The sequence below is a fragment of the Andreprevotia sp. IGB-42 genome (assembly GCF_009848685.1).
GTDB lineage: Bacteria > Pseudomonadota > Gammaproteobacteria > Burkholderiales > Chitinibacteraceae > Andreprevotia.
In genome coordinates, this window is sequence record NZ_WXTX01000001.1 from 192,424 (window position 1) to 203,905 (window position 11,482).

Here is an 11,482-nt window from a genome sequence, read left to right on the forward strand (position 1 = left end):
ATCGCTCAATACCAGCGCAACGCTGATTACGATGCCGCGTTCGGCCTCCAGCTCCGAAACTGGCGAGACCCTCGCAGGCCGACCTATGCCGCGCCCATTGGCAGCATCGTGTGTCCTTCAACTGCTTCAAGAGCGTTGAAACCGTGCGGCCCAATGCGACTCTGTGTAATGGCATGAACGGCTACCGATGCGCTACCGTACTCATTCTGGTGTCACGGTGCTCAGCAATGAATACCCGATCGCTGCCTAAGCCAGTGCCTCAGCGCCCGGCAAACTGGCTCCGCGGCCGGCTCAACCCATAGTGTTCCCGCAAGGTAGAACCAGCGTACTCGGTCCGGAACAGGCCGCGTTCCTGCAAGATGGGCACCACCTTGTCTACAAAGGCATTGAACAGCGCGGGATACAGCGGCGGCATCACGTTGAAACCGTCGGCGGCGCCGGTGTTGAACCACTCGGTGATGATGTCGGCAACCTGTACCGGTGTACCGGCTACGACGTTGTGGCCACGGGCACCAGCCAGCCGGTAAAGCAACTCACGCAAGGTCGGCCGATCACGTTCCACGATATTGGCCACCAGCTGGCGGCGGCCGCGATTGTTATCCAGCACGTTGCCAGCCTGACCGAATCGCTCCAGCGGTACCTTGTCATCCCATGCCAAATCAGCAAACGATTGGCCGGCCATTACCTGCAGCTGAGCCAGGCCATAGGCAGGTACCGTCAGGGTGTTGAGCTCGTGTGCCAGCTCGCGCGCTTCTTGCTCGGTATCGGCCACGAAGGGGCTGATGCCAGGCAGGATTAGTACCTGGTCCGCATTGCGCCCAAAGCTGGCGGCCTGGTGCTTCAGGTCGGTATAGAACGCCCGCGCATCTTCAACGGTCTGGTGGGCGGTGAACACCGCCTCTGCATGCCTGGCGGCGAATTCGCGGCCATCGTTGGATGCACCGGCCTGCACCAGCACCGGCCGCCCTTGTGGCGAGCGCGGCAGGGTGAGTGGGCCGCGCACGTTGTAGAAATCACCGTGGTGGTCGATGGCATGCACCTTGGCGGTATCGAACAGGATGCCGTTGTCACGGTCAATCACCAGCGCATCGTCCTCCCAGGAATCCCACAGCTTGTTGGCGACTTCCACGAACTCATGGGCGCGCAAGTAGCGTTCAGCATGTGGCGGCATGTCATCCAGCCCGTAGTTACGGGCGGCAGCCTTGGCGTAAGTGGTCACGATGTTCCAGCCGGCTCGTCCGTTGGAAATCGTATCCAGCGAGGCAAACTGGCGCGCCAGGGTATACGGGTCGCTCAGCGTGGTAGAGGCCGATGCAATCAGGCCGATGCGGCTCGTGACCGCTGCGACCGCACTGAGCAAGGTGATCGGGTCCAGCCCGTGCGAGAGGCGATGCCCGGTGTCGTACGCCAGGCCCGGCACATCCGCCAGGAACACGGAATCCAGTTTGCCGGCCTCGGCCTTCTGCGCAATCTGCTGATAGAACGTGATGTCGTTGATGCGCTCCGCACCGCTGTTCAGATGCCGCCAGGCCGCTTCATGGTGGCCGGTATCATGGAGAAAAGCGTTCAGTACAAGTTGGCGTGGCATGGCAGTCGACTTATTGGAGGGCTGTTGCCCGGGCAAGCGCACATTGGGCCAGTGAGCGCTCAGCGCCGTCCAATACCGAATTTGAATTTCCTTATATGCAAAGCCATGCGGTGGATGAACAGTTTGCAGACAGAGCAGCGTCTTCAGACATGCACTCCGATATGTCCAATGTGCTCCCTGGCTCAATCAAGCCGCTTTTTAGCCAGGAACTGCGACATCAAATCCGCGATTTGCTGATTGTTCAAATCAGAGAACGGGAAATGCGTGTTGCCGCGTATGCCGATCTGGGGAAGGTGCACCAGCGTTGCATCGCCACCATGGCGCTTGATGGCCTCCACCCATAGCTTCGCCATCGCCAGCCGGACACGCCAGTTGTCCTGCCCCGGATTCACCATCGGCTCGGTCGGGATGTTGTCCCCGTAGTAGACGATGATGGGGATGCGTGTGAGCTTCAGGAACTCCGCCTTCGGTACGGCTACACCGTCGAGCGAGCCAGCGGCGCTGGGCATGGTCGCCGGCACTTCGCCCTCAGGAAAGACGAAGCCGCTGCCCGGTTCATAAGCGATGACCGCCTTGATGTTCGAATTCTTCATCGCGGCCAGCCAGCCAAGACCGCCCGAGTGGGAATGCGTAACAAGGACACCGCCGCCAATCTTGTCGAACAAGGCCGAGACGCCATCGACGGCCACCTGCGCATCGAACGGCCCGGTATCGGGCACCATCTGCCGGAAATACTGCTCCAGTGCCTCAGGGTCAGCAGAGAACTGCACGCCCGGAAACAGGCTGGGCCAGTTCCCCAGCCTGAACTGGTTGAACCACCGTTGTTCGTCGGGCACTGCAGAGATGGTTGTTCCCACCGTGCTGCGCGCGGCGCCACCCCGGCGCGGCTGGTCAAGCAGGTACACCGGGAAGCGTCGGCGCAGGAAAATGGTCTGAAAACCCTCGCGCCCATCAGGCGTGGTTTCCCACGTCTTTGCAAACTCGCCGAAGCCATGCCACATCACCAGCGGCAACTTTCTGGGGTTCACAGGGATCTGATAGAAAACCCGCGCATGGTCGCCATGCAGCGTCTGCCCATCCGGTAGCGTCGGCTTCAACGGGTCAAAGGTGCCGCGCTGCTTCAGCACCGTACCGCCCACCGCAAAGCTGCCTTGCTCTTTAATCTGCAGCGGTGCAGCAAAGTGCTTGGCGGGCTTCTGGGCCAATGCCGCGCCTGCGCTCAGTGCCAGCAAAAAGAATGCGGCCTTGGTCAGCTGGCTCAATGTGGTCATCACTCAGTCTCCTGGCGTATTCATCAGCGTATTGATAAAGGTCAGAGTGTCCTGCCGAAGAAGTCTTTCAGCTTGGCTGCAGCCTGATTCACGTACTGGGGCTTCCAGTAGGTCTCGATATGGGTCGCACCTTCAATGAGGAACAGCTCCTTGTCCTTCGCGTTCAGGGCTTTGGCGAATGCGTCCTTGGTCATATAGAGCGAGTCGGCGCGGCTACCTGCCATCATCAGCAAGGGCTGGGCGATGAGTTCGATATTGTCGGTTGCGTCCCAGCGCATCAGATCCAGCAAGCTGCTCGTGGTGTACTTGAAGGTCGAATTGGGGTGCGCATGCGTCTTCCAGTAGTACTCATAGCCCTGCCGATACAAATCGAATGGCAACTTGGCAATCTGTTCGTCCGTCAGATTGGCATCGCCTGAATACAGCACCTCGCCACCGGCGGCTTCCTGCGCCCGCGCTGCCGACGCCTGCTGCAAGCGTTGCTGGATGCTGCTCAATTGCGAATCTACATAGCCATTCCGGCGAACTCGCCCGGAATTGAACATGCTCAACGTTGCAACCGATTTGAAGCGCTTGTCGGTTTTTGCTGCCGCCAATGCGTAGCCACCACCACCACAGATGCCCAGCAATCCAAGCCGCGTGGTGTCGGCACCGTTGAAGCCGGAGATGAAGTCCGCCATGCCGTGGATGTCTTCCACCCGATTGGCCGGTTTGTCGACAGAGCGCGGCATGCCCCCGCTTCCGCCCTGATAGGCCGCATCAGCGGTGATGGTGATATAGCCTTGCTCGGCAAGATGTTGCGCGTACAAGCCGGCCACCTGCTCTTTGACGCCACCGTTAGGGTGCGCAACCACCACGATTGGGTACTTTCGCTTTACGTCGAAGTTGGCTGGCGTGTAGACATTGGCCACGATATCCAGACCGTTGAGCTGGTACTTCACCGGCGTGATGTTGACCGCACCTTTGACGTTCCCGGTGATCGCACCGTCGTAGGCCAGCGTGAAGGGGTTCTGCTTGTAGTCTGCAGCCACGCTTGCGCCCGAGAAAAGGGTAATGGCGCCTGCTACGCAGGTCGCACTGAGGGTCTTGAGTATCATGTGAGATCTCGTGGAATGTGATTGGGATGGATGCTGTGCCAAGGACTACTGCGCCTGTTTGCTCAGGAACACTTCCCTGGCAACGCCCGTAGCCGACACTGCGTTTGGCCAACCGGTGTAGAAGGCCAGGTGCGTGATGAGTTCGGATACTTCCTGCTGCGTGAGCCCGTTCTGAAGGCCAAGTGCAAAGTGCGAACGCAACTGGTCCGGTCTGTTCATCGCAATCAACGCGCTGATCGTAGCAAGGCTGCGATCCCGCTTGGCCAGGCCCGGGCGCTCCCAGACATCACCGAACAGTACCTGGTCCGTGAGTTCGGCAAGCTTGGGGGCTACGTCGCCCATCAACTGCTGAGCACGGCTCGGACCACCGGCTGGCGCAACCGGTGCCAATCCCGCACGCTTCGCTGCTGCCTGATAGTCCTGGTCGCTGACCTTGTCTTGCCAGGTGACGGCGCTACCATTTTCCTTCTCCGCAATCGCCACATGCGTCATCGCACCGCCGGGACCCGCGCCGTGCCAATGGCGCGTATTGGCAGGAATGGTGACCACATCTCCGGGCCGAAGAATCTGGGCAGGCTGGCCGTCTTGCTGCACCAAGCCGATTCCGGAGGTGACGATCAGCGTCTGCCCCAGCGGGTGGGTATGCCACGCGGTACGGGCTTGGGCCTCGAAATTCACTGTGGCACCACCGGCGCGGCCGGGCGCAGCGGCCTGGAACGGTGCCATGATCCGGGCCGTCCCGGTAAACGTCTGTGTTGACCCGACCATCGCTGGTGCAGCAGCAGCTTGACGAACTTCCACCATTGATAATGGCTCTGCCAAACAGGGGGCCGACGCCGTTGCGCCGGCAGAAACCAAAGCCAGACTGATCAGCTTTTTCATGCGAGAGACTCCTTTTGGCGCAAGATGCCGCGCCGATGCGGGTTGATGATGCAGATCCACGCCACTAGGCCAGCCAGCGCGAGCATCAACGCGCTAGCGTCCATGACAGTGGCAATGCGCTGCGCAAGGGACGCGATATCGTGCGCAGGGGCAGGTGCCGCACTGGCAAAAACCAGTACCAGCACACCCAGCCCCAGCGAACCGCCAAATTGATGTGCGACGTTGACCAAGCCCGAAGCTGCGCCCGTATCCTTGTGTGCCACGCCTGCTACCCCTGCGGCGGTGAGCGGGGCCATGAGCACGCCCTGCCCGAGGCCAATCAGCAGCATGGGCAAGGCGACATGCAGCCAATAACTGGCATGGCTATTTGCCTGGCCGAGCCAGACCAGGCCGACGATGCAAAGCAGCAGTCCTGCCATCAACAACGCATGGCTCCCGAATCGTCGCGTGAGATACGGCACGGCCATTGCGGAAGCAAAATTGGGCAAGGTGACAGGCAAGAAGGCGAGGCCCGCCTGAAAAGGCCGTAGATGCAACACGCTTTGTAAAAACTGCGTGGAAAAAAACCAGAACCCGACCATGCCGGCCAGGAACAGCATGCGAGCCAGATAGGCGCCATTCCGTTGCCGATTGGTCAACAAACGCAGCGGCAACACCGGTTGTGCAACCCGCTGCTCGATCAGCACAAAGACGAGGGTCATGGCGAGGCCCAGGCCGAGCGCCAGCAACGCCTGAGCGTCGTGCCAGCCAACCTCGGACGCACGCACCAAGCCGTAGACCCAGGCCGCCATGCCCAAGGTCGATGTCGCAGCGCCACCGAGATCAAAACGGCCCGTGTGCCTTGGCGTTTCTTCGATGTACCGGCTGGCCGCCACGATCAGCAGCAAACCGATGGGCAAGTTGATGAAAAAGCCGGCGCGCCAGGACAGCAGGTCAGCGAACAACCCGCCTAATACCAGCCCCAACGTGGCCCCTACGCCAGCTGCAGCGGCATAGAACGAAAGTGCGCGCGTGCGTGCCGGCCCTTCGGCGAAATGCGTGGACAGTAGCGCGAGCGTAGAGGGTGCCAGTACGGCCGCACCGACGCCCTGGATGGCCCGCGCAACCAGTAGCCAGGTCACTGATTGCGCCACACCGATCGCGACTGAAGCCAGTGTGAATAACGACAGGCCAGCGATGAACATGCGCCGGCGCCCGAGGATGTCACCAGCACGCGCACCCAGTAGCAGCAGGCCACCGAACGCCAGGGTATAGGCGTTCTGTACCCAGGACAATTGAGCGGCACTGAAGCCAAGGCTTGCCTGGATCTTGGGGAGACCGGTGATGACGATGGAAATATCCACCACAATCATCAGATAGCTGGCCACGATGATGGCCAGCACGATGCCGGCGCGTGGGCTGGTGGCCACGCTTGCAGATGCATTCACGGTAATGCCCTCAAATGTCGAGCTTGCGCTCGGCCATCCACTTGACGATGGCCGGGTCTCGGTGCGAGAAGAAGCTGCTGGTATTGGTATCGAGCGTGGCGATACGCGCCATGTCCGCGTCATCCAGCGCGAAATCGAAAATGGCGAGGTTTTCCGCCATGCGTTCCTTGCGCACCGACTTGGCCAGTGCAACCACACCGCGTTGTATCAGCCAGCGCAGCACAACCTGACCCACGGACTTGCCATGGCGCGCGCCGATGCCCAGCAGCACCTCATTCTGGAACAGGTTGTTGCAGCCTTCCGCAAACGGCGCCCAAGCCTCGGCCTGCACGTGGTTTTCCTGCAAGAAGGGAACGCTCTCCAGCTGCTGCTGGAAGGGATTCACCTCGATCTGATTGACCGCTGGCGCAATCTCGTTGAATGCCTTGATATCCATCAGCCGGTCCGGCTGGAAGTTGCTCACGCCTATCGCGCGCAGCTTGCCGGCGCGATAAGCCTCCTCCATTGCACGCCAGGAACCGTGCACATCGCCGAACGGCTGGTGGATGAGATACAGGTCGAGGTAATCGAGCGGCAGGCGGCGCAGTGATTTATCGATAGCCTGCCGGGTGCGCTCGTAGCCGGTCTCCTGCACCCAAAGCTTGCTGGTCACGAATAGCTGCTCGCGCGCAACGCCGCTGGCCTCCAAGCCTTTGCCAACCGCTTCTTCGTTCAGGTACGACGCGGCCGTATCGATCAGCCGGTAGCCGCTCTCGATAGCGTCGACAACGCTGCGCTCGCATTCCTGTGCATCAGGAATCTGAAACACACCGAAGCCCAGCATGGGCATGGCTACACCGTTGTTCAGCGTGACGTGCTGCATGGCGCTTACTCCGAGGATTGATGCACTGAACTCTAGGCGCACCACCCGCATCGGAATAGTATTGAAAAGATTGTTTGATTGGCATCAATCTGGAGACAATAGGCAAAGGAGGCACCCACGCATGGCCATCAACGAGCTACGCTCCATCTCCACTTTCATCAAGGCCGCTGAGCTGGGTAGCCTGCGCAAGGCCGCGCAAGCGCTCGATATCAGCCCGCAGGCGGCCAGCAAGGCGCTGGCGCAGCTGGAAGCACATCTGAATGCGCGGCTGTTTCACCGCACCACGCGGGTCATGTCACTCACCGATGCAGGCCAGCGCTTGCTCGAAGAGGTGCAGCCATCAATGCTGGGCATGCAGCGTGCGTTGCAAAATGCGCGGGCAGCCAAGGAGGAGCTGGCCGGGCCACTGCGCATTGCCGGCCCCCGTACCACCTTCCAGCCCGTCCTCTGGCGCCTGGTCGAGGAATTCTGTGATTTGTATCCGGGCATCCAGCCGGATGTGCTGCTGGACGACCGGCTAGGCAACTGGGTCGAGGACAGGGTGGATGTGGGCTTCCGGCTTGGCCCGTCCCCGCACGAGGGCGTGATCGCGCGCAAGCTGTTCCCGCTGCAAATGATCATTTGCGGGGCACCGGCCTACTTCCAGCGCCATGGCATGCCGGATTCACTGGCCGCGCTGGCTGGCCACCGATGCAGTGCTTTTCGCCACCCCGGCACCGGCAAAGTCGCGCCGTGGCATGTAAAGCTGGGTGAAGAGACCGTCGACCAGCCCGTGGTACCAGCCATATGCAGCAATGACGAAGTGTTCGAGCTGCAGGCGGTGCTGTCCGGTAACGTGCTGGGGCAACTGGCAGGTGTCACCGCGGCGCCCTACCTCCGTTCAGGCCAATTGGTGCCTGTTTTGCTGCCGCACATGCCCGATTTTGCCAACTATTTCGTGTATTTCGGCAGCAGAACCGCTCAGCCAGCAAGAGCGCGCGCATTCATCGATTTGGCCGTAAAGCGGCTGACGGACAATCCGGCCTATTTGCTGAGCCACGAAGAGCTGCAGGAAATGTATGGCCGGATTCGCCGTTCGACCAGCGAATAAGAGTAAAAACTACTCGAGCGTGGATAGGGTCAAGCAGCTCTGCGTATTTGCCCGACGCTCATTTCGCATGATGGCGGCTGTTCTGCTTGGCAAATCTTCTGGGTCAGCTTATCCAGTTCGTGACTGTGGAAGAGGTCGATGCATTTCATTCGTGTTGAACTCGCCAGGCACCCAGCCGCGGTATGTCAGCTTGGCGTACTTCTTGGCCAGCTCGCGTAACTGGTCGAAATCCTCCATACCCATCTTGCTGTACCCCAGGTATGCGGAAGCCGTCACGCCGGCATCGGTCGCAGCCTTGTCCTTATCGCCATAGCCCCGTGTTGTTAGGACATAGCTCATCCGAATCGGGCAAGCATTCGTGAAGCCGCCGCTCTTAACCTGCTCCATGTTCACTCCACCTTGCCACCGCCTTTTGCGAGTGGCGCTCCACACCATGAGCACCCAAGCCGCACCAGCCACCGCCCCTCACCGCAAAAGCACGTGCCAAGGCAATGATTTCATGGGAAAATCCGCCGATCCGTCCTGAAAAACCGGCCATGCGCTGCAGCGCTGCCGTTTTGTGCCTGCCATGGGGCATGGCGCCGGGGCCAGCCCATCGGGCTCGATCAATCCCAAAAGATGCCCGCCACCGGCCGGGTATTTCACTTCTGCGTTGTCACCATGTCTGCCAAGCCTTACCGTGTTTTGTCCGTCATCCCGCCGATGACGCAACTGAACACTCCCTATCCTTCCACTGCCTACCTGACGGGCTTCCTGCGCTCGCGCAAGGTCGATGCAGTGCAGGAAGACCTGGCACTGGCACTGGTACTGCAGTTGTTCTCGCCCGAAGGCCTGCAGGCGGTGCGGGACAAGATCGACGCCATCCCGGCACGCAAGCGCTCGCCGCAGGTACACGCGTTTGTCGAACAGTTCGACCGCTACCTTGCCACCATCAAGCCCACCATCGCCTTCCTGCAGGGGCGCGATTCCACACTGGGCCACCGCATCTGCGGACGCCAGTTCCTGCCGGAAGGCGCGCGCTTCGAATCGCTGGATGTGTATGTGGACGATGAAGGCGGTGATCCGCTGGCGTGGGCATTTGGCGCGCTGGGCCTGCAGGACCGCGCGCGCCATCTGGCCACGCTGTACCTGAACGATATTTCCGATGTGCTGCGCGATGCCATCGACCCACGCTTCGAGTTCGTGCGCTATGCCGAATCACTGGCGCAAAGCCAGCCCACGTTCGATCCGCTGGCGCAGGCGCTTGCCGCCCCCACCAATCTGGTGGACGACACGCTGCATGCGCTCACGCTGGCCGCCATCGCCAGGCACCAGCCTGATCTGGTGCTGATTTCGGTGCCCTTTCCCGGTGCCGTATATGCAGCGTTCCGCATTGCGCAAACCATCAAGGCTGCCAATCCGGCGATCCGCCTGGCGCTGGGTGGCGGCTTCGTGAATACCGAACTGCGCGAGCTGAGTGACGCACGTGTGTTCGATTATTTCGATTTCGTCACGCTGGACGCCGGCGAGCGCCCGCTGCTGGCGCTGCTCGACCACCTGCAGGGCAGCCGCTCGCAGCAACGGCTGGTGCGCACCTTCGTGCGCGACAATGCCAGCCAGGCCGTGCGCTACGTCAACTTCGTCGAGCCCGATGTACCGTTCGATGATGTGGGCACCCCTACCTGGGACGGCTTGCCGCTGGATCGCTACCTGTCGCTGCTGGACATGCTCAACCCCATGCACCGGCTGTGGTCGGACGGGCGCTGGAACAAGCTCACCATTGCCCACGGCTGTTACTGGAAGAAATGCAGCTTCTGCGATGTCAGCCTTGACTATATCTCGCGCTATGAGGCGGCATCGGCCACCACCTTGGTGGACCGCATCGAGGCCATCATTGCCGAAACCGGCCAGACCGGTTTCCATTTCGTCGATGAAGCCGCACCGCCCAAGGTACTGAAAGCGCTGGCGCTGGAACTGCTGCGCCGTAACGTCGCTATCTCGTGGTGGGGCAATATCCGTTTCGAGAAATCCTTCAATCCCGAGCTGTGCCAGTTGCTGGCAGACAGTGGCTGCATCGCTATCTCTGGCGGGCTGGAGGTGGCGTCGGACCGCTTGTTGAACCTGATGAAGAAAGGCGTATCGGTGGAACAGGTTGCGCGGGTGACGCGCGGTTTCTCCGATGCCGGCATCCTGGTGCACGCCTACCTGATGTACGGCTTCCCCACGCAAACCGTGCAGGACACGGTCGATGCACTCGAATACGTGCGCCAGCTGTTCGAGGCCGGCTGTATCCAGTCCGGCTTCTTCCACCGCTTTGCCTGTACCGTGCATTCCCCGGTGGGGCAGAACCCGGAAGAATACGGCGTTACGCTGCAACCGCTGCCGCCCATCTCCTTTGCCAAGAACGATATCGGCTTCGATGACCCTACCGGCACCGATCACGATACCCTGGGTGTGGCACTGAACAAGGCGCTGTACAACTACATGCACGGCATCGGTCTGGATGAAGACGTGCGCAGCTGGTTTGCCGGCCGCGTACCGCGCTCGACAGTGAACCGGCACAAGATCGGGCGGGCGCTGGGAGAGTTTTGAGGTGAAGTGGCCAAAAAGCCTGCTATCTGTACCTGCCCTGCTTGCGCTGGCCTGCTGCACCCCTGCTTGCGCGGCTGAATTCTCCTTTGATGGCTACACCTTGGGCATGCCCGCCGCATCTGCCAGCATGGTGAAGCCTTATCTCGGTTGGCAGAAAGCGGCAAGCAGCGAAGGCGAAGCCAGCCGCCTGCAGTTCAAGGCCAGCTACCTGGGGAGCGAAGCCGACGCCTATGTCGATCTGGATGCCACCCGACGATACGTGAAGCGCATCGGCTTCGTGTTTGCGGCAGCAAGCGATTTCGATTGCCTGGCCAGCTCGGTGCTGGCTGCCGAAACGCTGGACAAGACCTATGGCAAGGGCACGGCTACCGAAGCGGCCACCGGCCGCAAGGTGCAGTGGCAAGGGCAAGATGGCTTTACGCTCAGTTGGCTGGAAGTCTGCAGCGTGGGCGGCAAGGCGTATTCGGTGGTGTTCAGCAAAACCTAGCCTTGGGCGTGGGCATGCAGGTAGTTGGCGCAGCGCGTTGCCGCACAGCCCGGGAAGCATGCATCGCTGCACTCGTCAGCAAGAGGATCGGGGCTTCTCGTCCATACGTTTTTTGCCTGGCGTGCTGGCGGCACCATGCCATGGGCGATATGGCACACAAAGGACGTCTTTACTCAGTAACCCAAAGCCGGCGTACGCCTTGGACAC

General features: G+C 60.8%; 10 protein-coding genes. 3 read left to right on the forward strand and 7 right to left on the reverse strand.

The window, feature by feature from the left end; translation table 11 throughout:
- Positions 1-259 precede the first annotated feature (259 nt).
- The 6 genes from IGB42_RS00880 to IGB42_RS00905 form a co-directional block, all read right to left on the reverse strand.
- On the reverse strand, positions 260-1,588 hold the full coding sequence (locus IGB42_RS00880) for an LLM class flavin-dependent oxidoreductase (protein ID WP_159665225.1): 1,329 nt from the start codon (positions 1,586-1,588) through the stop codon (positions 260-262).
- Between the two features lie 182 nt (positions 1,589-1,770).
- The gene (locus tag IGB42_RS00885) at positions 1,771-2,850 is read right to left on the reverse strand and encodes an alpha/beta fold hydrolase (protein WP_201799803.1); all 1,080 of its coding nucleotides are present in this window, start codon (positions 2,848-2,850) and stop codon (positions 1,771-1,773) included.
- Positions 2,851-2,900: 50 nt separating this feature from the next.
- Positions 2,901-3,956, reverse strand: a complete 1,056-nt coding sequence (locus tag IGB42_RS00890) for an alpha/beta hydrolase (RefSeq protein ID WP_159665229.1) — start codon at positions 3,954-3,956, stop codon at positions 2,901-2,903.
- A 45-nt stretch (positions 3,957-4,001) separates the two neighbouring features.
- Complete coding sequence (locus IGB42_RS22105) at positions 4,002-4,838, reverse strand: carboxymuconolactone decarboxylase family protein (RefSeq protein WP_159665231.1); 837 nt, start codon at positions 4,836-4,838, stop codon at positions 4,002-4,004.
- Positions 4,835-6,247, reverse strand: coding sequence for an MFS transporter (locus IGB42_RS00900; RefSeq protein ID WP_201799780.1), 1,413 nt, complete (start codon positions 6,245-6,247; stop codon positions 4,835-4,837). The genes IGB42_RS22105 and IGB42_RS00900 overlap by 4 nt, the downstream gene beginning before the upstream one ends.
- Before the next feature lie 28 nt (positions 6,248-6,275).
- Positions 6,276-7,127, reverse strand: a complete 852-nt coding sequence (locus IGB42_RS00905; protein ID WP_159665235.1) for an aldo/keto reductase — start codon at positions 7,125-7,127, stop codon at positions 6,276-6,278.
- Positions 7,128-7,248: 121 nt separating this feature from the next.
- On the opposite strand from IGB42_RS00905, the gene IGB42_RS00910 reads away from it, so the two are divergent.
- Complete coding sequence (locus IGB42_RS00910) at positions 7,249-8,217, forward strand: LysR family transcriptional regulator (RefSeq protein WP_159665237.1); 969 nt, start codon at positions 7,249-7,251, stop codon at positions 8,215-8,217.
- A gap of 108 nt (positions 8,218-8,325) precedes the next feature.
- On the opposite strand, the gene IGB42_RS00915 is transcribed toward IGB42_RS00910, so the two are convergent.
- Positions 8,326-8,604, reverse strand: a complete 279-nt coding sequence (locus IGB42_RS00915) for a hypothetical protein (RefSeq protein ID WP_159665239.1) — start codon at positions 8,602-8,604, stop codon at positions 8,326-8,328.
- Positions 8,605-8,877: 273 nt separating this feature from the next.
- Here IGB42_RS00915 and IGB42_RS00920 point away from each other — a divergent pair, with 273 nt between their 5' ends.
- Together IGB42_RS00920 and IGB42_RS00925 are read left to right on the forward strand one after the other, a co-directional pair.
- The gene (locus IGB42_RS00920; protein ID WP_159665242.1) at positions 8,878-10,788 is read left to right on the forward strand and encodes a radical SAM protein; all 1,911 of its coding nucleotides are present in this window, start codon (positions 8,878-8,880) and stop codon (positions 10,786-10,788) included.
- 106 nt (positions 10,789-10,894) lie between these two features.
- The gene (locus tag IGB42_RS00925) at positions 10,895-11,275 is read left to right on the forward strand and encodes a hypothetical protein (RefSeq protein WP_159665244.1); all 381 of its coding nucleotides are present in this window, start codon (positions 10,895-10,897) and stop codon (positions 11,273-11,275) included.
- Positions 11,276-11,482 lie beyond the last annotated feature (207 nt).